This window comes from Aquibium sp. A9E412 (assembly GCF_030398335.1).
Classification (GTDB): domain Bacteria; phylum Pseudomonadota; class Alphaproteobacteria; order Rhizobiales; family Rhizobiaceae; genus A9E412.
In genome coordinates this window covers 1-26,685 of the sequence record NZ_JAOAOP010000017.1, presented here as the reverse complement: position 1 = coordinate 26,685, position 26,685 = coordinate 1, and the positions used below count along the sequence as shown (strand labels likewise).

Genomic DNA, 26,685 nt, shown 5'->3' with positions numbered 1-26,685 from the left:
GCGGCGCCAGGGTGCCGGGCGGCCGCGGTGCGACGCAACTAGCCCAGGTGATCTAGTTGCATCGCGCAGGCGGCGGCCGGAGCATGACGCCAACATGCGCGCGGCGACATCGAGGAACGACCATGCTCTGTGACAGCGACCTTGCCGCCCGGCCGCATCTCCGTGGGCGGGGTGTGCCAGGACTCTTGGCAGGGCTCGTGCTGGCCGTCGCCGCGGCGCAGGCGAGCGTGGCCAGCGAGCGGCTCGAAAACGCCTTCACCAAGATCTGCATCTACGGCCTGCCGGACTACCGCGAGGCCCGCCGGCTGGTGCGCGAGGCGGGCTTCGTCGTCGGGCGCGGCGGCGCGGACGGCTTCGCGTTCTTCCAGGCGGACGGACCGGTCTACGGCTATCTGGAGACCGGCGACACGGTCTCGTGCACCGTGCACGATCCGGCCGCGACGCCCGGCGCGGCAAACGCCATCGCACGGCGGGCGATCGCCCACAATTTCGGCGAGACGCCGCGGCCCTGGCGCCGCGATGGCGCCATCCGCGCGTGGCACGCGCCCTATCCGTGGGCGTGGGACCTGGAGGTCTATTTCGGCTTCGACGACCGCGGCAACGACGACCGGCCGGGTGGCGCCACGCTGCGCGCGTTCTTCCGCGACGGGGAATAGCGGCGACCGCGGCTTGTCGGCCACCCGCCGCTGCTGCTATGACTCGTTGACAGAATGTCGCAGTCGAGCAAACGGCCGGGACTTGCCGGCCGGTGGGAGAATGCCGATGGCTTCGTCCGGCGAGGGGGCAAGCGCCGAGGCAACGCCGCAGAAGAAGCACGAGACGATCGCCTTCCTGCTCTTGGCCTTCGTCCTGTTTCCCGTCCTGAGCGTCATCTTCGTCGGCGGGTTCGGCTTCGTGGTGTGGATGCAGCACCTCGTGTTCGGCCCGCCCGGATACTGACCGCATGGCCCACCGACACGCATCGGGGGCATCGCCGGGCCGCCGCCGCCTCGCCGCGCGCGACGCGCCGCTCACCCCGCCGTGGAGCGACGCGGCGCGCGTGATGGCGCACTGCACGGCGTGCGGCGCCTGCGCGGAGGCCTGCCCGCAGGACATCCTCGCCATCGCCGGCGGCACGCATCCCGTGATCGCCTTCACCCAGCCCTGCACCTTCTGCGGGGCGTGCGCAGAGGCCTGTCCCGAGCCGGTGTTCGACACCGGCCGCACGCCGCCATGGGACGCGGTGGCGGCGGTCTCGGACGGCTGCCTGGAGCGGCAGGGCGTCACCTGCCGGGCCTGCGAGGACGTGTGCGAGGCGCGGGCGCTGCGCTGCCGGTCGCAGCCGGGCGGCCGCGCGGTGATGACGGTCGATGCCGAGGCCTGCACCGGGTGCGGCGGCTGCGTGCCGGTGTGTCCGGTCGGCGCGATCGACGTGCGCCGGCCGACGCATGCGGGGAGGGCGGCCGATGCCGCGTGAGGCGCATCTGTCGAGCCTGGTCGTGCACGCCCGGCCCGAGCGTCTAGAGGCGGTGGCCGAGGCGGTCGCGGCGCTGGGCGGCGAGGTGCAGCTCACGAACCCGGCCGGCAAGCTCGTCGTCACGCTCGAGGCCGACAGCGCGCGGGCGCTCGGCGACGCGCTGACGCGCATGCAGCTCATCGACGGCGTGCTCGCCGCCACCATGGTCTTCCATCATTGCGAACCGGCGGAGACGGGCGCGGCGCCCGCCGACGCCGCCAGAACGGTGGCCGCCAGAACGGTGGCCCCCAGAAAGGTGTCCCAATGACGATCAGCCGACGCGACGTGCTCAAGGCGCAGGCGGTGGCGACCGCCGCCGCGGCGGCCGGTATCCCGCTGGCGGCCGAGGCGCAGAACCTGGTGACCGAGCGCGAGCTGACCGAGCTCAAGTGGTCGAAGGCGCCGTGCCGCTTCTGCGGCACCGGCTGCTCGGTGATGGTGGCGACGCGCGAGGGCCGCGTGGTGGCCACGCACGGCGACGCCAAGTCGGAGGTCAACCGCGGGCTGAACTGCGTGAAGGGCTACTTCCTGTCGAAGATCATGTACGGCGCCGACCGGCTGACGACGCCGCTGCTGCGCAAGCGCGACGGCGTCTACGACAAGGAGGGCGACTTCGAGCCGGTCGGCTGGGACGAGGCCTTCGACGTGATGGCAGACAAGTTCAAGGCGGCGCTGCGCGACAAGGGCCCGGAGGCGGTCGGCATGTTCGGCTCCGGCCAGTGGACCGTGTGGGAGGGCTATGCGGCCTCCAAGCTGATGAAGGCGGGCTTCCGCTCCAACAACATCGACCCCAATGCGCGCCACTGCATGGCGAGCGCGGTGGCCGGCTTCATCCGCACCTTCGGCATCGACGAGCCGATGGGCTGCTACGACGATTTCGAGCATGCCGACGCCTTCGTCCTGTGGGGCGCCAACATGGCCGAGATGCACCCGATCCTGTGGACGCGGCTGACCGACCGGCGGCTGTCACATCCGCATGTCAAGGTGGCGGTGCTGTCGACCTTCGAGAACCGCAGCTTCGACCTCGCCGACGTGCCGATCGTCTTCACGCCGCACACCGACCTGGCGATCCTCAACTACATCGCCAACCACATCATCCAGACCGGGCGGGTCGACGAAGCCTTCATCGGCCAGAACGTGCGCTTCCAGCGCGGCCGCACCGACATCGGCTACGGCCTCAGGCCGGACCATCCGCTCGAGGTCGCGGCGCAGAACGCGGCGGCCGCCAACGAGGCCGACGAGATCGACTTCGACACCTTCGCCGCCTTCGTCGCCGACTACGACGTCGACAGCGTCAGCGCCTTGTCGGGCGTGCCGAAGAGCAAGCTCGAGGCGCTCGCCGAGCTCTACGCCGATCCCGACATCAAGGTGATGTCGCTGTGGACGATGGGCTTCAACCAGCACGTGCGCGGCGTGTGGTGCAACAATCTCGTCTACAATCTGCATCTCCTGACCGGCAAGATCGCGACGCCCGGCAACTCGCCGTTCTCGCTGACCGGCCAGCCCTCGGCCTGCGGCACGGCGCGCGAGGTCGGCACCTTCTCGCACCGGCTGCCGGCCGACCTGGTGGTCACCGATCCCGAGCACCGGGCGACGGCCGAGCGCATCTGGAAGCTGCCGGCCGGCACGGTGCCGGAGAAGCCCGGCGCCCACGCGGTGCTGCAGAACCGGCTGCTGCGCGACGGGCGGATCAACGCCTACTGGGTGCAGGTCAACAACAACATGCAGGCCGCGCCCAACATGATGGAGGAGACGCTGCCGGGCTACCGCAACCCGGACAACTTCATCGTCGTGTCGGACGCCTATCCGACGGTGACCTGCGAGGCGGCCGACCTCATCCTGCCGACGGCGATGTGGGTCGAGAAGGAGGGCGCCTACGGCAATGCCGAGCGGCGCACGCAGTTCTGGCACCAGCTCGTGCCGGCGCCCGGCGAGGCGCGCTCGGACCTGTGGCAGCTCATGGAGTTCTCCAAGCGCTTCACCACCGACGAGGTGTGGCCGCAGGCGCTGCTCGACGACAACCCGGACTATCGCGGCCGCACGCTGTACGACGTGCTGTTCCGCAACGGCAATGTCGACGCCTTTCCGCTCGCCGACGTCGATCCCGACTACGCCAACGACGAGGCGGCGCATTTCGGCTTCTACGTGCAGAAGGGCCTGTTCGAGGAGTATGCCCGGTTCGGCCGCGAGCACGGACACGACCTGGCGCCGTTCGACGTCTATCACGAGGTGCGCGGGCTGCGCTGGCCGGTGGTCGACGGCAAGGAGACGCGCTGGCGCTACAACGGCGATCACGACCCCTATGTGACGCCCGGACGCCAGATCGACTTCTACGGCAAGCCGGAAGGCCGCGCCAACATCTTCCAGCTTCCCTACGAGCCGCCGGCCGAAAGTCCCGACGAGGCGTACCCGTTCTGGCTGTCGACCGGGCGGGTGCTCGAGCACTGGCATTCCGGCTCGATGACGCAGCGGGTGCCCGAGCTGCACCGCGCGGTGCCGAACGCGCTCGTCTACATGCACCCGCTCGACGCGCGCGAGCTGGGGCTCAACCGCGGCCAGGAGGTGCGCGTCGTGTCGCGCCGCGGCGCCATCCGCAGCCGGGTCGAGACGGCCGGCCGCAACAAGGTGCCGCGCGGGCTCGTCTTCGTGCCGTGGTTCGACGCCACGCAGCTCATCAACAAGGTGACCCTCGACGCCACCGACCCGATCTCCAAGCAGACCGACTTCAAGAAATGCGCCGTGCGGCTGGAGCCGGTGACATGAGCCGCCGGATCCTGTCGCTCGCCGTCGCGCTGGTCGTCGCCGCCTCGGGCGTCGCCTTCAGCCAGTCGGACGTCGCCACGCTGCGCGGCGCGCCGCTGGCCGAGGACGCCGAGCCGCCGCCGATGCGGCCGCAGATCGACGCCGACCTGCGCCAGGTGCGCAACTATCCCGAGCAGCCGCCGGTCATTCCGCACGCGATCGACGGCTATCAGGTCGACCTCAACGCCAACAAGTGCCTGACCTGCCACGCGCGGGCGCGCACCGGCGAGAGCCAGGCGCCGATGGTCTCGGTGACGCACTACATGGACCGCGACGGCCAGTTCCTCGCCTCCGTCTCGCCGCGCCGCTATTTCTGCACGCAGTGCCACGTGCCGCAGCATCCGGCCGACACGGCGGTCGACAACCTGTTCATCGACATCGACACGCTGCTGTCGCGCGGCGCCGGGCCCGGCGCGGCGGACGGGCGCTGAGGGGGCGGGGATGCGGACCTTCCTGCTGCGGCTGTGGGCGGCGATGCGGCTGCCGAGCAGTCACTTCTCGCTCGGCTTCCTGACGCTCGGCGGCTTTTTGTGCGGCATCGTGTTCTGGGGCGGCTTCAACACCGCGCTGGAGGCGACCAACCAGGAGCGCTTCTGCATCAGCTGCCACGAGATGGAGGCCAACGTCTACGCCGACCTGCAGACGACGGTGCACTTCTCCAATTCCTCCGGCGTCAGGGCCGGCTGCCCCGACTGCCACGTGCCGCACGACTGGACCAACAAGATCGCCCGCAAGATCGCCGCCTCCAAGGAGGTCTATGGCTGGCTGTTCGGCACCATCAACACGGAGGAGAAGTTCGAGGCGCACCGGCTGGAGATGGCGCAGCGCGAATGGGCGCGCTTCCGCGCCAACGACAGCCTGGAGTGCCGCAACTGCCACTCCTATGTGGCGATGGACTTCGCCGAGCAGAGCCCGCGCGCGGCCGACATGCACCAGCGCTTCCTGGCGACCGGCGAGAAGACCTGCATCGACTGCCACGCGGGCATCGCCCACCGGCTGCCGGATATGGGCGAGCAGGCGGCGGAAAGCCTGTCGCCGGCCGCAACGGGCACGGTGCGCGGACGCGCCGCGCTCGAGGCGCTGGTGGCGGAGAACCGGCATGCGCGGCCGGACGACGGGCCGCGGGCCGAGGCGGCGACGCAAGAGCGATAGGGCGGCGCGCCGGGCGATCGGCTCTGCCGGGGTTCAGCCCCCGTTCGGCGTGTCGGGCGCGGCCGCAACGGGACGGGCGGGCCTTGGCGGGTGCGCGTCGAAGCGGCCGCGCGACAGGATGGTGCCGTCGCCGTCGACGACCAGCCGCAGGGCGCGGCCGGCATGGTAGAAGGTCAGCCGCCAGCGGCCGGCATCGGCATCGACGCCGGCCTCGCACAGGCTGGTGATCGCACCGGCGCGCAGCTTCTCGGGCACCGCCGCCGGCGCCAGCCCGAAGGCGGCGCCGAGCAGCTCGGCGTCGACCACGAAGCCGTCGTCGCTGACGGTGAGCCGGCTCACGGCGTGCCGCGCCAGTAGTCGTTGGCCGCCGCCACCGTGGCGAAGTGGGTGGCGACGACCTGGCTGACGGCGATCAGCGAATCGGCGTCCTCGGCGTAGGCCGGGCGCAGCCGGTCGCGCATGGCGGCGTCGGGCTGCGTCTTCTTGATCGTCACGCGGGCGAGCTTGATCGCCAGGTCGTAGCCCTCGGCCGGCGTTGTCGTGATGAGGCTGGGCAGCCAGTCGTCCATGGGGCGGGTCCTTTCTTCTGCGGGAATGGCAGGGCGCTGCGCGGCCTCAGGCCGGCTCGCGCTGCGGCGCGGGAAGCGCCACGTCGGCCAGCGTCGTGCGGTCGAGCTCGGCGAGGAAGGCGGCCTCGGCCGCGCGCAGCCGGCCCTTCAGCCGGCAGCAGCCGGCGATGGTGCAGCGGCCGCCCGGCGCGAAGCACTCGACCAGCGCCTGGCCGTGCTCGAGCAGGCGCACGATGTCGCCGAGCCTGAGCTCGTCGGGCGGCCGCGCCAGCACGGCGCCGCCGCCGGTGCCGCGCCGCGTCACCACGACGCCGCCGCTGGCCAGCTTCTGCATGATCTTGATCAGGTGGTTGCGCGAGACGGCGAACTCGTCGGCCAGCTCGGCGGTGGAGAAGGCGCGCTGCGGCGCGCTCGCCATGCGCATCAGCGCGCGCAGGCCGAAATCGGTGAAGGAGGTTAGCCGCATCGGCGTCGTGTCCGCGTTCCAAGTGGTATTCAGAATACCTTTTAACAGGACGGCGGCGCGACGCAAGGAGGCTTGCGGCCGGCCGGTGAGGGCGCCGGGAACCTTTGCGGCGCGGCCGCATCCAATGCCCGTCGCCCCGCAGCGGGGCCTGGATGGAAAGGACCCAACATGAAAACGCTTCTGCCGCTGCTCGCCGCCTTCGCCCTCGCCGGCGCCGCGCCCGCCCTGGCGCACGGCCCCGACGCGGCGCTCGCCGAGGCGCCGCCGGCCGCGCCCTATCAGCCGGTCAGCGCGCTGGTGACGCTGCCCGACTTCATTCCCGGGCTCGGCCAGCTCTTCGTCGACCCCGCGACGCTGCCCGCCGGGCCGTTCCTCGCCTACGACCGCGACGGGGCGCTGGTCAGCACGGTCTACATGATCCCGCTCGCCGACCTCAATCCCGACACCGCCTTCGACGACCTGGCGGCGGCGGGCGGCACGGTCGACCATGTCGACATCCACTACAATGCCGGCCACCCCGGCGTGGAGGTGCCGCATGCGCACATCGTGCTGTGGCACGTGCCGGCCGATGAGGAAGCGCGGGTGGCGCAATGAGCGTCGGCAGGCGCGACATCCTGCGGGCGGGCGGCGGCATCGTCGCCCTCCTCGCCGCCGCGACGCGGCCGGCCGGCGCCGCCGGTGTCGTCGACATCGCGATGGGCGGGCGCAGCGACGGCGGCCATGTGTGGTTCGATCCGCTCGGCCTCCTGGTCGCGCCGGGCCAGACGGTGCGCTGGACCAACCGCGATGCCGGCAACGCGCACACGGCGACGGCCTATCATCCGGCGATCGGCGACCGTCCGTCGCGCATCCCGGCCGGCGCGCGGCCCTGGGACTCCGACTATCTGCTGCCGGGCGAAAGCTTTTCCGTGCGGCTGACGGTGCCCGGCGTCTACGACTACTATTGCGTGCCGCACGAGCAGGCCGGCATGGTGGGGCGCATCGTCGTCGGCGACGCGGGCGCGGACCGGCGCGCGGCGGAGGCGGCGGTGGGCGACCTGCCCGACGCCGCGCTGCGCGCCTTTCCGCCGGTCGCCGCGATCCTGCGGCACGGCATCGTGCGGGGATCGTGAGGTGGCGCGGGCAACGAGGAGACCGGCGATGGACCAGCCGCACGCAGCGCAGGCCCGGGCAACGGACGCTTCGACGGACGACGCCGCGCTGGTGGCGCTGGCACGGCAGGGCAGCGAGGCGGCGGTGCGCGCGCTCGTCGCGCGGCACAACCGGCTGCTCTTCCGGCTGGCGCGCGGCTTCGTGCATGACGACGCGGAGGCCGAGGACGTCGTGCAGGAGACCTATGTGCGCGCCTTCGGCCGGCTGGCGCATTTCCGCGGCGAGGCGGCGTTTTCGACATGGCTGTCGCGGATCGCCATCAACGAGGCGCTCGGCCGCGCGCGGCGACGCCGGCCGAGCGCCGATCTGGCCGTGCTGGAAACGGCCGCGGGCCGTGCAAGCGGAGACAATGTCGTGATGTTCCCGATCGTGCCGTCGACGCCAGACCCGGAGGCCGAGACCGCGCGGCGGCAGCTCCGGGCGACGCTCGAACGCGCCGTCGACACCCTGCCGCCGGCTTTTCGCACGGTGTTCATCCTGCGCGACGTCGAGGGGCTGAGCACCGAGGAGACGGCCGACCATCTGCAGATCCGGCCGGAGACGGTGAAGACCCGGCTGCACCGGGCGCGGCGGCAGATGCGCGCGGCGATCGAGCGCGAGCTTTCGGTCGGTTTCGCCGATCTCTTCCCGTTCGACGGGGAGCGCTGCGCCGACATGGCCGACCGGGTGGTGGCGCGTCTGCGGCGACGCGGCTGAACCCGCGGGCCGGACCCGGCCGGCGGTGCGCCTCACACCAGCATGCGGGCGACGGCGGCGAGGGCGAGCAGCAGCGCGATCAGGCTCGGCACGACGACGGCGGCGCCGAACAGAAGGGCGAGGGCCGACACCCAGTCCGTGCGCATGCGGATCGCTCGCGTCATCGTGCGGGTCTCCCCGTTCTCGCGGCCGCCCGTGCTGCGGGACTTGCCGCTTTGGCTGCAACACCGGTCATCGGCGGCCGGTTCCGTGCTTGCCGCCGCGCCGCGGCTCCAGCTTGTCGTCCTGACGCGTTTGCGGACGGCGAACCGGTGTCCACTTCGCCTGGAAACGCGTCAGCGCGGTCGGCGAGCGGCCGGTCCTGCGCCTCGACGGTCAGCACGCGCACGGCGGCGCCGTCGAGGTCGCGGTACTGGCCGTCGCGCAGCGACCACAAGAAGGCGGCCAGGCCGACGGCGCCCATGCCGAGCGCGATGGGGACGAGGACGAGCCACAGCAGATAGCTCATCGGCCCGCGCCGCGCGGTGACGGGCCGGCCGGGCGGCGGCGGCACGGCATCGTCAGCCCTCCCGTCCGACGAGCGCGCGGTAGGCGTGCCAGGTGGCGTGGCCGAGCAGCGGGAAGACGACGATGAGGCCGACCAGCGCGGTCGCCAGCGACAGCGCCGCCAGAGCCAGCACCAGCGCGCCCCAGACGAGCATCGGCACCAGATTGTTCCAGACCAGCGCCATGCTGGTTCCCATGGCGGTCAGCGCGTCGGTGCGGCGGTCGAGCAGCATGGGAATCGAGACGGCGCTGATCGAGAAGGCGAAGGCGGCGAACAGGCCGCCCACGGCGGTGCCGACGGCCAGCAGCGCCAGGCCGCGCGGGGTCGCCAGAAGCAGCTCGGCGACATGGCCGAGGCCGGGAAACGGCCGCACGCCGAAGAACAGCGCGTAAAGCAGCACCGCCGCGCGCATCCACAGAAGCATCAGCAGGCACAGCAGCAGCCCGGTGAAGAAGATCTGCGCGCCGGCGGCCGGCCGCGCCAGCAGCATGCGCGCCAGGCCGACCGGCTCGCCGCGCTCCAGCGCCCGGCTTTTCTCGTAGAGCCCGACGGCGAGCACGGGCGCGACGATCATGAAGCCGGCGAGCGCGGGAAACAGGATGTAGTCGCGGCCGACATAGCCGAGAAACCAGACGAAGCCGGCCGACAGCGCCAGGATGCCGAGGCCATAGGCGAGGCTGGCGAGCGGCCGGGTCGCAAGGTCGCGCCAGCCGGCCGCGAGCCAGCGCAGGCCGCTCGTCGCCGGCAGATGGCGCTGCCAGCGGGCGCTGCGCGTCTCCTCGATGCCGGACGTCTCGCTGAGCAGCCCGTAGCCTCTGTCGGTCTCGCTCATGCTTTCCTCCTCAGCAGGCGGACTTGGCCGCGCGGAACGCGCCGTCGCCGGAGCCCGGCGCCTTCAGGTGGTCGACGCAGCCCGGCTGCGAGCTGACGGCGACGTAGACCAGATGGGCGTTGGCGCCGGCCAAGAGCAGCAGGGCGGCGGGAACCAGCAGCCAGACCAGGAGCCGGCCGCGGCGCCGGGCGGATGCGCGCGGGCCGCTCACGGCTCGGCGATCCCGAGGTCGTGGACGTAGAGCGCCAGCAGGCGGATCTGCGCGTCCGTCAGGCGCTCGTCCCAGGTCGGCATGTGCCCCTGGCGGCCGCCGTGCACGCTGGTGACGATGCTCTGCAGGTCGCCGCCGTAGAGCCAGTAGTCGTCGGTCAGGTTCGGCGCGCCGATCGCCGGCTCGCCGGTGCCGTCCTCGCCGTGGCAGGCCGCGCAGGTGGTCAGGAAGACCTCGCGGCCGGCCTCGATCGTGTCAATGGTGTCGGCGGTGGAATAGCCGGGGTTGCCGAGCGCATAGACATAGGCGGCGACGCTTCTGACCGCGCTGCGGTCGAGCATGCCGTCACGGCCGAAGGCCGGCATCTGCGCGATGCGGCTTTCGGGATGCGGCGCGTTGACGCCGACGCGCATCGTCTCGGCGATCGCCTCCGGGCCGCCGCCCCACTGCCAGTCGGCGTCGGTCAGGTCGGGATAGTTGGCGCGGCCGGTGCCGTCGACGCCGTGGCAGGCCGCGCAATTGTCGCCGAACAGCCGCGCGCCGGTGCTGCGCACCACGTCCATTAGTGCGGCGTCGGCGCGGATCGCATCGAAGCCGGCCGTCTCGATGCGCGCCATCCAGTCGGCGCGCCGCGCCGTCGCGGCGACGAGCTCGCGCTCGACCGTGGCGCGCTGGTCGATGCCGAGCAGCCCTTGCGTGTAGCTGGTGCCGAGCGGCCAGGCCGGCATCAGCACCCACCACAGGACGGCGAAGACATGCGTGACGATCAGGAACATCAGCACGCCGCGCGGCACCGGGGTGTCGAGCTCGGTGATGCCGTTCCACTCGTGGCCGGTGGTGCGGCGGCCGCTGACGGGATCGCGCTCGCCGGTCTCGCTCATGGCTTGTCGTCCCCGTCGAAGATGCTCTTCTTGGCGCGGCGGAACTTCTTCCGGTTCGACGGCCAGAAGGTGTAGACGAGCACGCCGACGGCGAAGGCGATCAGGTAGAACAGGCCCCAGCTCTTGGCGAAGGCGACGAGCGTCTCGTGATCGAAATCCATGACGGCCTCCTCAGTCGTCATTCCACCGGCTCCGGCGGCTCGCCGGCGGCGGCGGTGTCGCGGTAGGCGGCGTCGGTCAGCCGGCCGAGCACCTGGAGATAGGCGACCAGCGCGTCCATCTCGGTGACCTCGGTGGCGACGCCGTCGAAGGCGCGGACCTGCGTCGCTGCGCCGTAGCGCTCCGCCACGCCGTCGGCAAACGCGCTGTCGGGCGTCGCCTGGCCGTAGGCGTCGCGCGCGGCGTTCTCGATCATCGCCTCGGTGTAGGGCACGCCGAGCCTGCGCTGCGCCCTGAGATGGAGCGGCAGGTCGGCGGTGTCGAGGGTGGTGCGGGCGAGCCAGCGATAGGCCGGCATGTTGGACTGCGGCACCACGGCGCGCGGGTCGATCAGGTGCGCGACGTGCCAGAAGTCGGAATACTTGCCGCCGATGCGCGCCAGGTCGGGGCCGGTGCGCTTGGAGCCCCACAGCATCGGCCGGTCGTATTGCGATTCGACGGCGAGCGAGTAGGGGCCGTAGCGCTCGACCTCGTCGCGCAGGGTGCGGATCATCTGCGAGTGGCAGGCGTAGCAGCCCTCGCGGACGTAGATGTTGCGCCCGGCGAGCTCGAGCGGCGTGTAGAGGCGCATGTCCGGCGCCTCCTCGACCGTCTCGTCGATGGTGAACAGCGGCGCGATCTCGACGATGCCGCCGACGCTGGCCGCCGCGATGATGGCCAGCACGAAACCGATCGCCGTGCGCTCGAGCTTGCGGTGGAAGAACTCGGCCATGCCGCTCACTCCCCGGCCACGGCGGCCGCGCCGCCGGGCTGCGGCGCGTCGGCGGCGCGGCCGGCGGCGTGCGGCGCGGCGCGCACCGTCATCCAGATGTTGTAGCAGCCGACCAGCGCGCCGAGCAGGAACAGCAGGCCGCCGAAGGCGCGCGCGATGTAGTAGGGATACATGGCGACGAGGGAATCGAGGAAGGAATAGGCAAGCGTGCCTTCCTCGGTGTAGGTGCGCCACATCAGGCCCTGCACGATGCCCGAGTTCCACATCGCGAAGACGTAGACGAGCACGCCGGCGAGCGCGAGCCAGAAGTGCAGCTCGACGAGGGCGGCCGAATACATGCGCTGGCGCTGCCACAGCGCGGGAACCAGCGTGTAGATCGAGCCGAAGGTGATCAGCGCCACCCAGCCGAGCGCCCCGGCATGGACGTGGCCGACGGTCCAGTCGGTGTAGTGCGACAGCGCGTTGACCGGGCGGATCGCCATGAAGGAGCCCTCGAAGGTCGACAGGCCGTAGAACACCGCGGCGACCGTGATGAAGCGCAGCGTGGCGTCGTCGCGCACCCGGTGCCAGGCGCCGTTGAGGGTGAGCAGCGCGTTGCCGGCCGAGGCCCAGGACGGCACCAGCAGCATGACGGAGAAGGTCATGCCGAGCGTCTGCACCCAGTGCGGCAGGGCGGTGTAGTGCAGATGGTGCGAGCCGGCCCACATGTAGAAGAAGGTGATGCCCCAGAAGCTGAGGATCGACAGCCGGTAGGAGAAGATCGGCCGCTGGGCGCGGATCGGCAGGTAGTAGTAGAGCATGCCGAGGAAGCCGGCCGTCAGGAAGAAGGCGACGGCGTTGTGGCCGTACCACCACTGCACCATGGCGTCCTGCACGCCGGCCCACACGGTGTAGCTCTTGGCGTGCGCCAGCGAGACGGGGATCGCGATGTTGTTGACGACGTGCAGCACCGCGACGACCAGGATAAAGGCAAGATAGTACCAGTTGGCGACGTAGATGTGCGGCTCGCGGCGGCGCGCCAGCGTGCGCAGGTAGAGCACGAAATAGGTCACCCACACGACGACCAGCCAGATGTCGGCGTACCACTCGGCCTCGGCATACTCCTTCGACTGGGTGACGCCCATCAGGTAGCCGGAGACGGCGAGCAGGCAGAACAGGTTGTAGCCGAACAGCACGAACCACGGGCTCACCTGGCCGGCAAGGCGCGCGCGCGCGGTGCGCTGCACCACGTGGAAGGAGGTGGCGATCAGCGCGTTGCCGCCGAAGCCGAAGATCACGCCGGTCGTGTGCGTCGGCCTGAGCCGGCCGAAGCCCGACCAGGCGGCGTCGAAGGCGAGGCTCGGCCAGGCGAGCTGGGCGGCCACCCACAGCCCCATGAACAGGCCGAACACCGCCCACGCCATGGTCAGCGCGATGCCGACCTTGATGGGGTCGTCGTAGTAGCGCGTCGGCCGGTCCTCGGTCGGCTCGGGCGCGTAGAAGCCGGCAAACACCACGGCGACCAGCGCGCCGGCGAAAAGCATGACGAGAACGCCGTGCACGCCGAGCGGCCCGGTGCCGCCGAGGATCGCCATGGCCAGCCCGGCGAGCGCGACGACAAGCAGGATGACGGCGGCCGACTGCCGCTCGGCCGAGGTCAGCGCGGCGACCATCTCAGCGCGTCCGCGCGGCGGTCGCGGGGTCGGTTCCCGCGCGCGGGCATGGCGTCGCGCGCGACGGCTTGGCGTGGAGCATGGCGGCCTCCGCTCGAAAGCTGATGCTGCCTGCCTAGTCCCGCAAAGAGGTATTGTAAATACCTATTATGCCGCGCGGCGGCCGCCCGCGGACGCGGTGGCGGCCGCGCGGTCAGCCGCCGTCGGCCGGCGGCGACAGGAGCAGCAGCGGCGCGGCCAGCCGGCGCAGGATCGCCATCGCCTGGCCGGTCTCGGCGAAGGGACGGCCGGCCAGGTCGCCGACGATCATCCACGGCGCGATGCGCGCGATCGGCCGGGCCAGCTCGTCCGCCTTCCAGTCGGGCCAGCCATGCGCGACGAGGCGGTCGGAGGTGGCCAGCGCGCGCGCGCGCGCGGCGATCGCCTGGGCGGTCAGCGGCGTGCCGAGCGCCAGGACGGCGAGCGGCCGGCCGCTCGCTTGGGCGATGCGGTCGGCCAGGGCGATCGTCTCGGCGCCGGCGCGGTCGCCGTCGTCGATGGCGAGCACCGGCGCGTCGCGCGGTTCGGAGCGCACGGAGGCGGGCACCACGAGCACCGCGCCCGCGGCCGCGGCGAGCGTCTGCGCGGCGGGCCAGAGCGCGCTGTCGCGCAGCCCGTCGGCGGCGCTGATGGCGACCAGCGTGTCGCGCGCCAGCCGCGGCGTCAGCGCCGTCTCCAGCCGGCCGGCAACCGTCTCGAAGGCCGGCGCGGATGCCGCCGCCGCCCGGCCGAGCAGCGCGCGGCAGCGCGCCTCCTCGCGCCGCCAGCTCCGCTCGATGGCCGCGCCGGTCGGCCGTTGCGGCGTCGTCCGGCTGGCGTCGAGCATCGTGGCGAAGGGCAGGCCGGCGAGGTCGTCGAGCGCGACGTTGCGCACGTAGAGCCCGCTGATGCCGACGCCCAGCGCACGGGCGGCGGCGGCCGCCGTCTGCACCAGTGCACCGCCGCCGCCACCGCCGGCAAAGGCGACGACGACCTGCGAGACCGCCTGCCAGCGCAGGCGCGGGGCCGGCTCACGCGGCGTCATTGCCGCTCTCCGCCGCCTCGTCCTCGCCGTCATGCGCGGCGAACGCCTTGCGCGCCCTGGCGAATTCGGTGAGCCGCGCCTCGACGGCGGCGTTGACGCTGCCCTCGGGATAGCGCCCGTCGGCGCCGCGCGCACCGGCCGGGCGGCCGGCGAGCAGCGCGATGCCCTGGTCGATGCTGCGCACCGGCCAGATGGCGAAGCGGCCGGCGCGTGCGGCGTCGACGACGCGCGGGCGCAGCACCAGGTGCTTGACGTTGGCGGCCGGGATCAGCACGCCCTGCGTGCCGGTCAGGCCGCGCGCGGCGCAGATGTCGAAGAAGCCCTCGATCTTCTCGTTGACGCCGCCGATCGCCTGCACGTCGCCGTGCTGGTTGACCGAGCCGGTGACGGCGACGTCCTGGCGCAGCGGAACCCGGGCCAGCGCCGACAGCAGGGCGTAGAGCTCGGCCGACGAGGCGCTGTCGCCCTCGACGCCGCCATAGGACTGCTCGAAGACGAGCGAGGCCCACAGCGACATCGGCGTGCCCGAGGCATAGGTGGCGGCGAGGTAGCCCGACAGGATCAGCACGCCCTTGGAGTGGATCGGGCCGCCGAGCTTGCTCTCGCGCTCGATGTCGACGACGCGGCCGCCGCCGGTGCGCACGCGCGCGGTGATGCGGGTCGGCGCGCCGAAGGTGAAACCGCCGATCTGCATCACCGACAGGCCGTTGATCTGGCCGACGCGGCTGCCTTCGGTGTCGATCAGCACGATGTCGCGGGCGATGCGCTCGTGCCAGCGCGCGCGCAGGCGGTCGGCGCGGAAGGTGCGCTCGTCGATGGTGGTGCACAAGTCCGCGTCGGCGATGTGGTCGCGGCCGGCCTCCTGGGCGCGGAAATCGGCTTCGCGCAGCAGGTCGGCGATGGCGCCGAAGTTCAGCGTCAGGCGCTCGGCATCGCCGGCCATGCGCGCCGCCTCGACGACGGCGCGCGCGGTCGCCGCGGCGTCGGGCGGACGCAGGCCATTGCCCGCGGCGACCGAGCGGACGAGCCCGGCATAGTCGGACAGCGTGTCGGGCGCGCGCGGCAGGCTGTCCTCGAAGTCGGCCTGCACCTTGAACAGCTCGCCGAATTCGGGATCGAGCTCGACCAGCAGGTAGTAGATCAGCCGCTCGCCGACCAGGATCACCCGCAGATCGAGCGGGATCGGCTCGGGCTCGAGCGAGACCGTGCTCAGAAGGCTCATCTCCTCGCCGGGCGAGGTGATCTGCACGCGGCGCGAGCGCAGCGCCCGCTTCAGCGCCTCCCAGCTCCACGGCTCGCGCAGCAGCCGGTGCGCGTCGATCAGCAGGAAACCGCCATTGGCGCGATGCAGCGCGCCGCCGCGGATCATGCTGAAATCGGTCTCCAGCGCGCCCATCCGCGCGACATGCTCGATGCGGCCGACGAGACGGGCGAGCGTGGGATGGTCCTCGTAGACGACCGGCGCGGCGGGACCGTCGGCATGGCCGTTGGCGACGACGACGTTGACCAGGTAGCGGCGGAAGCGCCGGTCCTCGGCGATCGGCAGCATGGCCTCGGGAAACGGGCTCGCCTCGTTGCGCACCGGCTCGGCGACGAACAGCTCGACCTTGTCGATCAGGTCGCGGCGGATCTCGTCGAGCCGGCCGATCGCCGCCGGCACGTCGGCGAAGGCGTCGCGCGTCTCCGCGATCGCCGAATCGACCACCGTCGACGCCATCTCGGCGTTGAGGGCGCGGATCTCCTCGCGGTGCGCGTGCTCGCGCTCGGGCACGCCGCGCAGGAAGTCGGCAAGCCGCTCCTGCAGTTCGGCGATGCGCGCCTGGATGCGCTCGCGCTCGGCCTCCGGCAGCTTGGCGAAGGCGTCCGGCTTGACCACCTCGCCGTCGCGGATCGGCGCGAAGGCGAAGCCCATCGGCGTGCGCATGATGCCGATGCCGTCGGCCTCGGCCGCCGCGCGGATGGCGCGGAACCGCTCCTCGGCGCGCTCCTCGTGCGCCTCGTCGATGTGGCGGCGGCGCTCGCGGTAGTCCTCGGTCTCGAACAGCGCGGGAATGGCGCGGCGCAGGCGTTCGATCAGCCCCTCCACCGCGTCGCGGAACGGCACCGCGCGACCGGCCGGCAGGCGCAGCGCGCGCGGCTTCCACTCGGTCTCGAAATCGTGCACGTAGCACCAGTCGTCGGGCGCCGGGGCCTGCCGGGCGGCGGCCTCGGCGGCGCGCCGGGCCGCGCTGTGGCGGCCGGCGCCCTCGGGGCCGAGCACGAAGACGTTGAAGCCGGCATGGCGCATGCGGGTGCCGAGGTCGAGGGCGCGCACGGCCCTGTCCTGCCCGAGCAGCGGCGCGGCATCGCGGGGCCGCGCGGCGTCGGCGACGGCGTCGGCGTCGACGGCGGGACAGAGCGTCTCCGGCGCGAGCGGGGTTGCGGGGTCGTCGTCCCTCGTCGTTGCGGCAGCCATGCGGTCTCCGGTTTCGCAGCGTTCGTCGGCGCCGCCGCGGCAGGTCGCGCGGCGGGTCGTCCCTCGATGACCCACGACGCGGCGCCGCGCATTGATCGAGATCAGGCGCCGGTGGCGGGTCGCCGCGCCCGATTGCTGAATCGCGCTCAGCGATCGGCGACAGAACTCAATGGACGGCGCCCGCCCGTTTTGCTCGGAATCGGGTCCCCCTTGTGAACGTGTCGCGCGTTCCGGCGCGCCACGGCGGGACCATGGGCCGTGCTGACCTCCACGGCTCCCGCCTGGCGCGCCGGACGCCGCGCGCGGACGCCGGGGGGAACAGGAACGCCCGGCGGTGCTGGCGGCTCGGGCGGATCGGGGCCGGTTGCGAAAGTGTCACGCGTTCGTGTTCACACCGAAGCCAGCAGCGCAGCCCCAGCTTGAACGAGGCACGCCGCCGCGCCGCCGGCGCGGCGCGGGCTCCGTGCAGCCGGTCCGCGACCGGCGCCCGGCAGCCGACACGCGCGGGACGGGAAAGGACCACCGATCATGACGAAAACGACCAGACGCCGGCTCGCAGCGCTGATGGCCGCCGGGCTCGCATTCGCCGCCGGCGCCGCGAGCGCGCAGCAAAGCGCGACGGTGCGCTTCGAGCCGGGCAGCGACACCGCCACGCTGAGCGGCGCGGTCAAAGGCAACGCGTATTTCGACTATGTGCTAGGCGCCCGCGCCGGACAGACGATGTCGGTCCTGCTGACCATCGACGGCACCAACGGCCACGGCAGCGCCTACTTCAACATCCTGCCGCCGGGCAGCGACAACGTCGCCATCTTCAACGGCTCCACCGCGCCCGACCGGTTCGGCGAGGTCGTGCTGTCGCAATCGGGCGATCACACGATCCGGGTCTACCTGATGGGCAACGACAAGGATGCCGGAAAGACGGTCGGCTATACGCTTTCCGTCACGATCCAATGATCGGGAAACGGGAGGAAACGGGCCGATGAGGTCTCTCGCGACTGACCTTTTCGCGCCGGGGGCGGCGTTCGCGACAGGCCAACTCGCTGGTGACGGTCGGCGTCGGGGCGCAGCGCGCGCCGCGGCGCTGCCTCGTGTCGAACGACGGCATCGTGGCCGAGGTCACGTTCACCGGCGACGATGGCGCGTGAGAACCGAACGGGGAGCGGTGCAATGAGAAGCCTTGCCGGACCGGCCTGCCTGGCGGCGGCATTCGCGGTGGCCGCCACGGCGGCGGTCGCCCAGGGGCGGGTCTCCGACATGCTGGCGGACTGCCAGTTCGAGGCCGCCAAGCGGCTCGGCGGCGACGTCGCCGACACGACGGTCACGTATGAGAACCAGCGCGTCGACGGCACCCACGCCGTCAACGGAACGATCGGGCTCGCCGGCCGCACGGCACGCTTCCAGTGCTCCTTCGCCGCCGACCGGGTGACGCTGGTCGCGTTCTGGAGTGATGCCGGACCGGCGCAGCGCCCGCCGCACGGCGGCGCGACCTCGGCCGGCAGCCACACGGTGCGCTTCGCCGCCGGCGCCACGAACACCACGGTGACCGGTCGGCTCGGCTCCGAAGAGGCGGCGACCTACGTGCTCGGCGCGCGCGACGGCCAGTTCCTGACCGTCAGCCTGCGGCCGGACAACCGCGACACCTACATGATCGTCTACGTGCCGGGCGGCGACATCCTCTACGAATCCTCGCAGGCCGGCAACGAGTACTACGGCCAGCTCTACCGCACCGGCGATCACCGGGTCGAGGTCTTCTACAAGGGCGAGCCGGGCACCATCGGCAATTACGACGTCTACTTCGAGATCCGCTGAGCGGAGGAGACGGCTTGAGGGAGCCGTCGAGGACCAGTCCGTCTTCGAGAAGACGATCCCGGCGGTCGGCAACACGCTCGGCATCGCCAGGGTCGAGGCGTCCGAGCTCAAGGTGGCGGCGCCCGACGGCGGCCTGGCGCTGGCGCGCGACATGACCGCGCTCGTCGCCGCCTCGACGCCGGCCGGGCCGGCGCGCTTCCACACCCTGGAAAAGGGCGATACGCTGTGGGCGATCGCCAAGGCGGCGTGTGGCGACGGCACGACATACAACGCCATCTTCGAGGCGAACAGGCCGATGCTCGGCGATCCGGACGCGATCTATCCGGGGCAGGTGCTGCGCATCCCGGCGCTCGCCTGAGGCGCAGAGGCCGGCGGCCGGTCGCGCGAGCCCGCGAAGCAGACAGGAGGGCCATCATGGAGCAGGCAGTGGGAACCGGCATGGGGCTGGTGATCGCCATCCTCATTCTCGCCGTGTTCGGCGCCGTCGTCGGCTGGATCGCCGGCCTGATCGTCAAGGGCTCGGGCTACGGGCTACTCGGCGACATCGCCATCGGCATCGCCGGCGCGTGGATCGCCGGCTTCGCGATGCGCCTTCTCGGGTCGGCGCCGAGCGAGAGCATCGTCGGCGCGATCATCGCCGCGGTGATCGGCGCGGTGGTGCTGCTGCTGATCATCAAGGCCGTGCGCAGGGCCTGACCGCGATGCTGCTGCGCAACCTCTTCGCCGCCGCCGCCCTGGCCCTCGCCGCCGCGGTCCTGGCCGCCACCGCCGCGCGGGCGACCGCCGACGGCCCGGACTATTTCCGCGTCACCGGCGTGACGGCCGACGACGTCCTCAACATCCGTGCCGGGCCGAGCGCCGAGGCGGCCAAGATCGGCGAGATCCCGTGGGACGGCGACGGCATCCGCAATCTCGGCTGCCAGGGCGCGCCGAGCTACGCCGAATGGGAGGCGATGACGGAGGCCGAGCGGCGCGACGCCCCGCGCGGCTGGTGCCGCATCGCCTATCGCGGCATCGAGGGCTGGGTGGCGGCGCGCTATCTCGCCGAGGGCTCCGCTCCGGCGCAGGAGGCGGACGCGGCGGCGGGCACGGCGTGGCGCTTCGTGGCGGTCGGCGGCGCGCCGGCGCTCGGCGAGGCCGAGATCCGCTTTGCGGCGGACGGCACGGTGTCCGGCTCGACCGGCTGCAACCGGTTCAGCGGCGGCGGGCGGCTGGACGGCACGGCGCTGGTCATCGACCAGCCGATGGCGACGACCCGCATGGCCTGCGCCGACGCGGCGGTCAACGCGCAGGAACGGCGCATCCTCGATGCGCTGCAGGGCCGGCTCGCCGTCGCCTACGACCCCTTCGCCGGCACGCTCGCGCTGACCAGCGAGGCGACCGGCACGACGCTGCGGCTGAGCGGCAAGTAAGAAGGGCGGCGCGCTGCGGCCGGGTGGTGCCGGCGGCGGGATCAGCCGCCCGTGCCGGCCGTCGCCGCGACCCAGTCCGCGAACTTGTCGAGCAGATCGCCGAGAAACTTGCGCGAGGTCTCGTCGGTCAGCCGGCCGTCGGCGTCGAACTTGTCGTCGGCATCCATGATCAGCACCTCGCCATAGGGCAGCAGCGGCATGGCGTTGTAGAAGACGACGTCGCGCAGATGCGCCTGGGCGCGCGCGGTGCCGATCTTGCTCGGCGTCGCACCGAGCATGGTCGCCGGCTTGCCGTTGAGCGGGGCGGCGCCCTCCGGCCGCGACAGCCAGTCGATCGCGTTCTTCAGGACGCCGGTCATCGAGTAGTTGTATTCGGGCACCGCGAAGATCACCCCGTCGGCCGCCGCCACGCGCTCGCGCAGCGCGGCGACCGGCCCGGGCCAGCCGCGCGCCTCGACGTCGGCGTCGAACAGCGGCAGGCCGTTCAGCCTGACGACGTCGATGTCGAGGCGGTCGGCCGCCATCTCGCGCGCGGCGTGCAGCGCGGCGGTGTTGAACGAGCCCTGGCGCAGGCTCCCCGAGATGCCGACGATTCGCGCACGGTCCGGCATGGTTCCTCCTGTCGGTGACGGCCCCGCGCCGGCGGGGCGGGTTGCGTGTCGGGACAACTCGCGGGGGCGTTGCCCGTTCCGCTGTCGCCAACGCGGCGGTCGCCTCGCGCGCCGGCCATCGTCGGCGAATTTGCGCAAGCACAAAGAGGGCTGGCCCGGCGACGCCTAGGGTTCATCCATCACAACGCGAACCGGAAAGACCCGTGTCATGAATACGCGCAACACCCTCCTCGCAACCGCCGCGGCGATCGGCCTGCTGATGGCCGGCGGCGCGCCGCTGACGGCCCTTGCCGACGATGCGGCCGCGCGCGGCACCGCCGAGGCGCCGCTCGACATCGTGCGCCAGGCGACCGACCTGCCGGGCGCGGTGGGCGAGCGCGGCCCGCAGATCGTGCGGGTCGGCCTCGAGACGGTCGAGGTGGTCGGCGAACTCGCCGACGGCACGACCTACACCTACTGGACCTTCAACCGGAAGGTGCCCGGACCGCTGGTGCGCGTGCGCGTCGGCGACACGGTCGAGGTGCGGCTGAAGAACGACGACGGCAGCATGGCGATGCACAACGTCGACTTCCACGCCGTCACCGGCGTGCACGGCGGCGGCAGCGCCACGCTGGCCGCGCCCGGCGAGGAGAAGGGCTTCACCTTCAAGGCGCTCAACCCCGGGCTCTACGTCTACCACTGCGCCGTCGGTCCGGCCGCGCAGCACATCTCGAACGGCATGTACGGCCTCATCCTGGTCGAACCCGAGGGCGGCCTGCCGCCGGTCGATCGCGAGTTCTACGTCATGCAGGGCGAGCTCTACACCGAGGAGGCCTATGGCGGCAGCGGACAGCTCACCGAGAGCTATGACAAGCTGATGAACGAGACGCCGGAATACTACGTCTTCAACGGCGCCGACCAGGCGCTGACCGGCGACAATGCGCTCACGGCCGAGGTCGGCGAGACGGTGCGCATCTACTTCGGCGTGGGCGGCCCCAACAAGACCTCCAGCTTCCACGTCATCGGCGAGATCTTCGACCACGTCTACAATCTCGGCTCGCTGACCGGCGATCCGCTGCCCGACGTGCAGACGATCACGGTGCCGCCCGGCGGCGCGGCGGCGGTCGACTTCAAGGTCGAGGTGCCCGGCGAATACCTGCTCGTCGATCACGCGCTGTCGCGCGCCATGCGCGGCCTGGTCGGCAAGCTGGTCGTCGAAGGGCCGGAGCAGCCCGACATCTTCCGCGAGGGCATCGAGGAAAGGCTCGGCCTGCTCGCCGAATAGCAACCCCGCGACGGGCGAGGGGCCGCCGGCAGCCGCCGGCGGCCCGTCGCCGTTGCCGCGCCAGGAGATTTCCGCAATGTCGATCCACGACCAGGACCGCGAGACGTTCCAGACCTTCGTGGTGCAGATCCGCGACGCGCTGCTCGATGCCGATCTCGACTGCGGCTGCGAGGCGCGCGCCCGCTCGACGCTCGACCGGCTGGTGCTGGAAAGCGTCCACCTGCAGGCCGAGCTGCGGCTCGGTGAGGCGCGCGGCCGGCTCGACGCCGTGCGGCGGCTGACCGCCTTCCTCGCCGAGCTCGACGAGCTGGAGCCCGACGAGCCGGACCTGTCCGCGTTCGAGGAGGTGGCGCTGCTGTTTCAGGAGATGAGCGCGGCCGCGCTCGCCGGCGCCGCCGCCGTGCGCAGCGCCGCAGCGCTGCGCGGCACGGCCGGCCGCACCGCCGCCGCGGACCTGTAGAGCCGGTTGCCGCCCGGCATGCAGACGCGCCGCGCGGCGCGCGGGGCGCGGCATCGCGCGCCAACCGGAGCCGGCGACGGCGCCGCGGTGCGGCCACGCCCTGTCGCGCTTTTCGTTTTGCTTTTCAGTGCTCAAGCGTTTTTTCTGCAAGCGCCGTGCGAGCGCGCGCCGGCAGCGCCGGGGGCGGCGCGTCACCGGCTAAGAGCCGGCCGGGCAGACGGCGATGAAGGGCGGAAACGGCGGTGCGGCGGGCCGCCGCACGGTCCGGCCGCCGGGCGGGGTGCCGGCGCGCCGTATCGGGCGCCGGTGGACTCCGGGCCGCCTGGTGTGAAAGACTTCCATTTGGCCATATGCGAATTCTGAACTGGTCCTATACCCGCCGGTCGTTGCCTATTCAAGTTGCCGGAACTTGAGGGCCGTCGACGACAAGGCCGACGGGTCGAGGTGCTGGCGGCAAGACCGGCCGGCCGCAATGGGGAGGAGACGACATTGTGGCGGAAAGTCGAAGGACTGTTTGACGCCATCGCCGAGATCATGGGCCGCATCGGCTGGCTTCTTGTGCTCTACTGCATGATCTTCGGCGTAACCGACGTCTTCCTGCGCTATGTCATGAACGCGCCGTCGATGTGGATCGGCACGACGCTGCAGGCGGCGATGGTGCTGCTCGCCTGCGTCGGCGGGGCGTACGCGCTGAAGCACGACACCTTCGTCAAGCTCGACCTGTTCTACGCGGCGGCCTCGGAGCGCACGCAGGCCATCCTCGACATCCTGACGGCGCCGTTCGCCGTGCTCTTCCTCGGCACGCTGATCTGGAAGGGCATCGACGCGGCGAAGCTGTCGATCATGCTCAACCAGGTGACGCCGACGGCGGTGCCCATTCCGATCTATCCGATCAAGTCGGTGATCCCGCTGGCCGGGGCGATCGTGCTCCTGCTGGTTATCAAGAACCTCGTGCGCGACGTGCGCACGCTTGTGACCGGCCACAAACCGGCATCGTGACCACGGTGCAGGCAACAACAAGAAAACACGAAGCGAAGCGCAGCAAACGATGAGGGTATGAGATGAAGACGGAACATGCGATGAGATCGACGCTTCTTTCGCTCGGTGCTCTGGCGCTGTCGGGCTCCCTTGCGGTGGCGCAGGAGAACGGCCCGCCGGACGAGGTGACGGAGTGGGTCTTCCAGCCCTGCTTCGACCAGAGCGACGCCGGCTGGGCGAACGGCGTGATGCCCTGGGTGGAGGCGGTCGAGGAGGCGACGGAGGGAACCGTCAAGATCCGGGTCGAGCCGGTCGGCGCGCTGACCAGCGGCTCGGAGGCCTTCGGCGCGGCGGCCGCCGGCATGACCGACGGCACGGCCTGCTGGGCCACCGTCTATGGCGGCGACATGCCCGAGGGCATGCTCGCCTTCGGCATGGCGATGGGCGCCAACAGCACCGAAGAGGCCTGGGAGGCGATGTGGGGCAATCCCGACTACCGCATCGGCGACATCGTCCAGGAGGCGGCGAACGAGCGGAACCTGCACTGGGTCGGCTGGAGCAACCAGGGCCCCAACGCCATGTTCACCAAGTTCCGCGTGGAAAGCATGGAGGACCTCTCCGGCAAGAAGATGCGCGCCGGCGGCCCGCAGGCGATCTTCCACTCCACGATGGGCGGCTCGCCGGTCTCGCTCGACGCCGGTGACATCTACACCGCCATCCGGCTGGGCACGGTCGAAGGCACCTACTGGGACACCGGCGGCATCGACGACATGTCGTTCCACGAGGTGGTCGACTACGCCATCATGCCCGGCTGGAACCCGGCCCAGCATCAGGAGATCTTCGTCAATCTCGACGCCTGGAACGGCCTGACCGACTGGCAGCGCGAGCAGATCAACGGCGTCTTCGAGGAGGTCTACTTCGAGACCAGCCGGATGCACGCCGAGGGCGTCGAGGAGGCGCTGCAGATCCTGCGCGACGCCGGCGGCGAGGTGATCACGCTGTCCGACGAGGAGATCGCCCGCATGCGCCAGAAGTCGATCGAGGAGGTCTGGCCGCAGGTCGCCGCCCAGTCCGATCGCACGGCCAAGGGCGTCGAGCTGTGGACCAAGTACCTCAAGGACATCGGCGCCTACTGACGGCGTCGTCCGTCCGCCGACCCGGCGCCTGCCTGTGCGTGACCAGAGGCAGGCGCCTTTCACGAGGCGCGCGGCCGGCCGTCCGGGCCGGCCCCGCCGCAGCCGCCGCCACGCGCAGCCGGACGGCGGGCCGCCGCCGCACGCACCAGCCATGACCACACTCACAGCACGGGACGTCGCATGAGCCTCGAACTCGTTACGGTTCTCTACTTTCTCGTGCTGTTCGTCGTCTTGTTCATGGGGTTGCCCGTGGCCTTCGGGCTGGGCGGCGTGGCGGTGCTGTTCGCGCTGATCTTCGAGCCGCGCTCGCTCTTGGCGATCCCCAGCGCCTTCTACTACACGCCCTGGAACACCATCCTGGTCACCGTGCCGCTGTTCCTGTTCATGGGCAGCCTGATCCGCTTCTCCGGCATCGCGGAGGCGGCCTACGACGCCGTCTACAAGCTGATCGGCCACATCCACGGCGGCCTGGCGATGGGCACCGTTCAGGTGTGCACCATCTTCGCCGCCGTCACCGGCATCACTCCGCCGGCCACCATCACGATGGGCCAGATCGCCTATCCGTCGATGATGAAGTACAATTACGACCGCTCGATCGCGATCGGGTCGATCGCCGCCGGCGGCGCGCTCGGCGCGCTGATCCCGCCGAGCGTCCCGTTCATCTTCTACGGGCTCCTGGCCAAGGTCTCGATCGGCGACCTGTTCCTGGCCGGCGTCGTGCCGGGGCTGATGCTCGCCGCGTTCTACACGATCTACATCGGCATCCGCTGCCGGCTGCAGCCGCATCTCGGGCCGGCGCTGCCCGAGGACATGAAGTTCACCACGCGCGAGAAGGCGCAGGCGGTGGTCAACATCTGGCCGTTCGCGGTGCTGATCATCATCGTGCTCGGCGTCATCTGGGGCGGCATCGCGACACCGGCCGAGGCGGCCGCCTTCGGCGCGGCGGGCGCCTTCCTGATCAACCTGGTCTACGGCCGGCTGACCTGGCCGGTGCTGCGCGAGTCGCTGGCCACCACCGTGCGGCTGACCGGCATGGGCCTGTGGATCCTGATCGGCGCCAACGTCTATCTCAACATCTTCAACACGCTCGGCAGCCAGGACCTGCTCACCGAGCTGGTGCTGTCGATGCCCGGCGGCGCGACCGGCGTCATGCTGATGATGATGTTCATCATCCTGGTGCTCGGCATGTTCATGGACGACTGGGCCATCATCATGCTGTGCACGCCGCTGTTCGTGCCGATCCTCGACGAGCTCGGCGTCGACAAGCTGTGGTTCGGCGCGCTGTTCATCGTCAACATCCAGATCGCCTATCTGACGCCGCCCTTCGGCTTCGTGCTGTTCTGGCTGAAGAGCGTGATGCCAAAGGGGGTCTCGATGGGCGACATCTACGGCTCGGTCGGACCGTTCGTGGTGCTGCAGTTCATTGGCCTGATGCTGGTCTTCTTCTTCCCGGCGATCGCCACCTGGCTGCCCGGCGTGCTCGACTGACGGCCGGCGGGCCGCCGGGTTCGAGACGCCGCGCCGGCATCCGGCCGGGGCAGGGCCGCCCGACCGCTGCGCGGGCCGGCAACCTCGTGCGGGATCGCTGACGGCGCTCGCGCGTTGCCCCTTCCGCACACGGAAGGCCGGCCATGACGCCATTCTGCAAACTCTCCGCCGCCGGGTTTGCCGCCACCGCGATCACCTTCGGACCGGCCCGCATGGGTTTCGGGCTGTTCCTGCCGGAGCTGCGCTCGACGTTCTCCTTCTCGGCCGGGACCGCCGGCCTGATCTCGGGCCTCGGGTTCTCCGGCTTCGTGCTCGGCCTCGTCGCCGCCGCCGTGCTGACGGCGCGGCACGGCGCGCGGGTGCCGGTCACGGCGGGCCTGATCGCCGCCGCGCTGGGCCTCGGCATCGCGTCGATGGCGGCCAGCCTGCCGGTCCTCGTCGTCGGCGTCTTCCTGGCGATGGCGAGCGCCGGCATGGCGTGGACGCCGTTCAACCACGCGGTGCACCTGCAGGTGGCGGACGCGCGGCGGCCGGGCGCGCTGTCGATCGTCAGCACGGGCACCAGCCTCGGGGTGGCGGCGGCGGGCGCCACCGCGCTCGTCCTGACAGCGGCCGGCCTGTCG

Annotated in this window: 35 protein-coding genes; 21 read left to right on the top strand and 14 right to left on the bottom strand. The window is 71.5% G+C overall.

Features of this window, described 5'->3' with window-relative positions; translation table 11 throughout:
• The first annotated feature begins 185 nt into the window (after positions 1 to 185).
• The 7 genes from N1F89_RS08810 (at position 186) to N1F89_RS08780 (ending at position 5,449) form a co-directional block, all read left to right on the top strand.
• Positions 186 to 656: a hypothetical protein gene (locus N1F89_RS08810; protein ID WP_290083454.1), complete on the top strand. Its 471-nt coding sequence runs from the start codon at positions 186 to 188 to the stop codon at positions 654 to 656.
• 106 nt (positions 657 to 762) lie between these two features.
• The gene (gene napE / locus N1F89_RS08805; protein ID WP_290083451.1) at positions 763 to 939 is read left to right on the top strand and encodes a periplasmic nitrate reductase, NapE protein; all 177 of its coding nucleotides are present in this window, start codon (positions 763 to 765) and stop codon (positions 937 to 939) included.
• Between the two features lie 4 nt (positions 940 to 943).
• Positions 944 to 1,456 carry a ferredoxin-type protein NapF gene (locus tag N1F89_RS08800; RefSeq protein WP_290083450.1) on the top strand — a complete coding sequence of 171 codons (513 nt, stop codon included), beginning with the start codon at positions 944 to 946 and terminating at the stop codon, positions 1,454 to 1,456.
• Positions 1,446 to 1,763: a chaperone NapD gene (locus tag N1F89_RS08795; protein WP_290083449.1), complete on the top strand. Its 318-nt coding sequence runs from the start codon at positions 1,446 to 1,448 to the stop codon at positions 1,761 to 1,763. Before N1F89_RS08800 ends, N1F89_RS08795 begins: the two co-directional genes overlap by 11 nt.
• Complete coding sequence (gene napA, locus N1F89_RS08790) at positions 1,760 to 4,258, top strand: periplasmic nitrate reductase subunit alpha (RefSeq protein WP_290083447.1); 2,499 nt, start codon at positions 1,760 to 1,762, stop codon at positions 4,256 to 4,258. The genes N1F89_RS08795 and napA overlap by 4 nt, the downstream gene beginning before the upstream one ends.
• A complete protein-coding gene (locus N1F89_RS08785; protein WP_290083445.1) occupies positions 4,255 to 4,728 on the top strand; it encodes a nitrate reductase cytochrome c-type subunit in 474 nt (157 codons plus the stop codon). The genes napA and N1F89_RS08785 overlap by 4 nt, the downstream gene beginning before the upstream one ends.
• A 10-nt stretch (positions 4,729 to 4,738) precedes the next feature.
• A complete protein-coding gene (locus tag N1F89_RS08780) occupies positions 4,739 to 5,449 on the top strand; it encodes a NapC/NirT family cytochrome c (protein WP_290083444.1) in 711 nt (236 codons plus the stop codon).
• A 33-nt stretch (positions 5,450 to 5,482) separates the two neighbouring features.
• On the opposite strand, the gene N1F89_RS08775 is transcribed toward N1F89_RS08780, so the two are convergent.
• The 3 genes from N1F89_RS08775 to N1F89_RS08765 are packed head-to-tail and all read right to left on the bottom strand — an operon-like array spanning position 5,483 to position 6,484.
• Complete coding sequence (locus tag N1F89_RS08775; RefSeq protein ID WP_290083442.1) at positions 5,483 to 5,788, bottom strand: DUF6522 family protein; 306 nt, start codon at positions 5,786 to 5,788, stop codon at positions 5,483 to 5,485.
• A complete protein-coding gene (locus tag N1F89_RS08770; protein WP_290083440.1) occupies positions 5,785 to 6,018 on the bottom strand; it encodes a hexameric tyrosine-coordinated heme protein in 234 nt (77 codons plus the stop codon). The genes N1F89_RS08775 and N1F89_RS08770 overlap by 4 nt, the downstream gene beginning before the upstream one ends.
• Before the next feature lie 46 nt (positions 6,019 to 6,064).
• Positions 6,065 to 6,484 carry an Rrf2 family transcriptional regulator gene (locus N1F89_RS08765; protein WP_290083438.1) on the bottom strand — a complete coding sequence of 140 codons (420 nt, stop codon included), beginning with the start codon at positions 6,482 to 6,484 and terminating at the stop codon, positions 6,065 to 6,067.
• A 168-nt stretch (positions 6,485 to 6,652) separates the two neighbouring features.
• Between N1F89_RS08765 and N1F89_RS08760 the strand changes: the two genes are divergently transcribed.
• From N1F89_RS08760 to N1F89_RS08750, 3 genes are read left to right on the top strand one after another with little or no spacing between them, the layout of a single operon-like run.
• Positions 6,653 to 7,078 (top strand): DUF5602 domain-containing protein, encoded by a 426-nt coding sequence (locus tag N1F89_RS08760; RefSeq protein WP_290083436.1) that lies wholly within the window; start codon positions 6,653 to 6,655, stop codon positions 7,076 to 7,078.
• A complete protein-coding gene (locus N1F89_RS08755) occupies positions 7,075 to 7,596 on the top strand; it encodes a plastocyanin/azurin family copper-binding protein (protein ID WP_290083434.1) in 522 nt (173 codons plus the stop codon). Before N1F89_RS08760 ends, N1F89_RS08755 begins: the two co-directional genes overlap by 4 nt.
• Positions 7,597 to 7,624: 28 nt before the next feature.
• Positions 7,625 to 8,332 (top strand): RNA polymerase sigma factor, encoded by a 708-nt coding sequence (locus tag N1F89_RS08750; protein WP_290083432.1) that lies wholly within the window; start codon positions 7,625 to 7,627, stop codon positions 8,330 to 8,332.
• Positions 8,333 to 8,364: 32 nt separating this feature from the next.
• Here the strand turns inward: N1F89_RS08750 and N1F89_RS08745 are convergent, their stop codons facing one another.
• The 10 genes from N1F89_RS08745 to N1F89_RS08700 all read right to left on the bottom strand — a co-directional run bounded on the left by N1F89_RS08745 (position 8,365) and on the right by N1F89_RS08700 (position 16,904).
• The gene (locus tag N1F89_RS08745; protein ID WP_290083430.1) at positions 8,365 to 8,496 is read right to left on the bottom strand and encodes a hypothetical protein; all 132 of its coding nucleotides are present in this window, start codon (positions 8,494 to 8,496) and stop codon (positions 8,365 to 8,367) included.
• Positions 8,493 to 8,840, bottom strand: a complete 348-nt coding sequence (gene ccoS, locus N1F89_RS08740) for a cbb3-type cytochrome oxidase assembly protein CcoS (protein WP_290083428.1) — start codon at positions 8,838 to 8,840, stop codon at positions 8,493 to 8,495. The genes N1F89_RS08745 and ccoS overlap by 4 nt, the downstream gene beginning before the upstream one ends.
• Before the next feature lie 52 nt (positions 8,841 to 8,892).
• Positions 8,893 to 9,711: a DUF2189 domain-containing protein gene (locus N1F89_RS08735; RefSeq protein WP_290083426.1), complete on the bottom strand. Its 819-nt coding sequence runs from the start codon at positions 9,709 to 9,711 to the stop codon at positions 8,893 to 8,895.
• 10 nt (positions 9,712 to 9,721) lie between these two features.
• Entirely contained in the window at positions 9,722 to 9,922 is a 201-nt protein-coding gene (locus tag N1F89_RS08730; protein WP_290083424.1) for a hypothetical protein, read from the bottom strand.
• On the bottom strand, positions 9,919 to 10,803 hold the full coding sequence (ccoP, locus tag N1F89_RS08725) for a cytochrome-c oxidase, cbb3-type subunit III (protein WP_290083423.1): 885 nt from the start codon (positions 10,801 to 10,803) through the stop codon (positions 9,919 to 9,921). The genes N1F89_RS08730 and ccoP overlap by 4 nt, the downstream gene beginning before the upstream one ends.
• Complete coding sequence (locus N1F89_RS08720) at positions 10,800 to 10,964, bottom strand: cbb3-type cytochrome c oxidase subunit 3 (protein ID WP_290083512.1); 165 nt, start codon at positions 10,962 to 10,964, stop codon at positions 10,800 to 10,802. Before N1F89_RS08720 ends, ccoP begins: the two co-directional genes overlap by 4 nt.
• A gap of 17 nt (positions 10,965 to 10,981) precedes the next feature.
• The gene (gene ccoO, locus N1F89_RS08715) at positions 10,982 to 11,734 is read right to left on the bottom strand and encodes a cytochrome-c oxidase, cbb3-type subunit II (RefSeq protein ID WP_290083422.1); all 753 of its coding nucleotides are present in this window, start codon (positions 11,732 to 11,734) and stop codon (positions 10,982 to 10,984) included.
• A gap of 5 nt (positions 11,735 to 11,739) precedes the next feature.
• Entirely contained in the window at positions 11,740 to 13,386 is a 1,647-nt protein-coding gene (gene ccoN / locus N1F89_RS08710) for a cytochrome-c oxidase, cbb3-type subunit I (RefSeq protein WP_290083421.1), read from the bottom strand.
• Between the two features lie 193 nt (positions 13,387 to 13,579).
• Positions 13,580 to 14,449 carry a hypothetical protein gene (locus N1F89_RS08705; protein ID WP_290083420.1) on the bottom strand — a complete coding sequence of 290 codons (870 nt, stop codon included), beginning with the start codon at positions 14,447 to 14,449 and terminating at the stop codon, positions 13,580 to 13,582.
• Positions 14,436 to 16,904: an AAA family ATPase gene (locus tag N1F89_RS08700; protein ID WP_290083418.1), complete on the bottom strand. Its 2,469-nt coding sequence runs from the start codon at positions 16,902 to 16,904 to the stop codon at positions 14,436 to 14,438. The genes N1F89_RS08705 and N1F89_RS08700 overlap by 14 nt, the downstream gene beginning before the upstream one ends.
• A 528-nt stretch (positions 16,905 to 17,432) precedes the next feature.
• On the opposite strand from N1F89_RS08700, the gene N1F89_RS08695 reads away from it, so the two are divergent.
• The 5 genes from N1F89_RS08695 (at position 17,433) to N1F89_RS08675 (ending at position 20,125) form a co-directional block, all read left to right on the top strand.
• The gene (locus N1F89_RS08695; RefSeq protein ID WP_290083416.1) at positions 17,433 to 17,858 is read left to right on the top strand and encodes a hypothetical protein; all 426 of its coding nucleotides are present in this window, start codon (positions 17,433 to 17,435) and stop codon (positions 17,856 to 17,858) included.
• A 213-nt stretch (positions 17,859 to 18,071) separates the two neighbouring features.
• Positions 18,072 to 18,713 carry a hypothetical protein gene (locus N1F89_RS08690; protein ID WP_290083414.1) on the top strand — a complete coding sequence of 214 codons (642 nt, stop codon included), beginning with the start codon at positions 18,072 to 18,074 and terminating at the stop codon, positions 18,711 to 18,713.
• A gap of 112 nt (positions 18,714 to 18,825) precedes the next feature.
• The gene (locus N1F89_RS08685; protein ID WP_354670315.1) at positions 18,826 to 19,071 is read left to right on the top strand and encodes a LysM peptidoglycan-binding domain-containing protein; all 246 of its coding nucleotides are present in this window, start codon (positions 18,826 to 18,828) and stop codon (positions 19,069 to 19,071) included.
• A gap of 56 nt (positions 19,072 to 19,127) precedes the next feature.
• Positions 19,128 to 19,409, top strand: a complete 282-nt coding sequence (locus N1F89_RS08680) for a GlsB/YeaQ/YmgE family stress response membrane protein (protein ID WP_290083411.1) — start codon at positions 19,128 to 19,130, stop codon at positions 19,407 to 19,409.
• Positions 19,410 to 19,414: 5 nt separating this feature from the next.
• On the top strand, positions 19,415 to 20,125 hold the full coding sequence (locus tag N1F89_RS08675) for an META domain-containing protein (protein WP_290083409.1): 711 nt from the start codon (positions 19,415 to 19,417) through the stop codon (positions 20,123 to 20,125).
• A 41-nt stretch (positions 20,126 to 20,166) separates the two neighbouring features.
• On the opposite strand, the gene N1F89_RS08670 is transcribed toward N1F89_RS08675, so the two are convergent.
• A complete protein-coding gene (locus N1F89_RS08670; protein WP_290083407.1) occupies positions 20,167 to 20,736 on the bottom strand; it encodes an NAD(P)H-dependent oxidoreductase in 570 nt (189 codons plus the stop codon).
• 208 nt (positions 20,737 to 20,944) lie between these two features.
• Between N1F89_RS08670 and nirK the strand changes: the two genes are divergently transcribed.
• From nirK to N1F89_RS08640, 6 genes are all read left to right on the top strand, one after another.
• Positions 20,945 to 22,000, top strand: coding sequence for a copper-containing nitrite reductase (gene nirK, locus N1F89_RS08665; protein WP_290083405.1), 1,056 nt, complete (start codon positions 20,945 to 20,947; stop codon positions 21,998 to 22,000).
• Between the two features lie 76 nt (positions 22,001 to 22,076).
• Positions 22,077 to 22,460 carry a hypothetical protein gene (locus tag N1F89_RS08660; protein ID WP_290083403.1) on the top strand — a complete coding sequence of 128 codons (384 nt, stop codon included), beginning with the start codon at positions 22,077 to 22,079 and terminating at the stop codon, positions 22,458 to 22,460.
• A gap of 489 nt (positions 22,461 to 22,949) precedes the next feature.
• The gene (locus N1F89_RS08655; protein WP_290083401.1) at positions 22,950 to 23,459 is read left to right on the top strand and encodes a TRAP transporter small permease subunit; all 510 of its coding nucleotides are present in this window, start codon (positions 22,950 to 22,952) and stop codon (positions 23,457 to 23,459) included.
• Between the two features lie 80 nt (positions 23,460 to 23,539).
• Complete coding sequence (gene dctP, locus N1F89_RS08650; RefSeq protein ID WP_290083399.1) at positions 23,540 to 24,574, top strand: TRAP transporter substrate-binding protein DctP; 1,035 nt, start codon at positions 23,540 to 23,542, stop codon at positions 24,572 to 24,574.
• A 180-nt stretch (positions 24,575 to 24,754) separates the two neighbouring features.
• The gene (locus N1F89_RS08645; protein WP_290083398.1) at positions 24,755 to 26,062 is read left to right on the top strand and encodes a TRAP transporter large permease subunit; all 1,308 of its coding nucleotides are present in this window, start codon (positions 24,755 to 24,757) and stop codon (positions 26,060 to 26,062) included.
• A 143-nt stretch (positions 26,063 to 26,205) separates the two neighbouring features.
• On the top strand, positions 26,206 to 26,685 hold a 480-nt coding region (locus N1F89_RS08640), incomplete at its 3' end, for an MFS transporter (protein ID WP_290083397.1).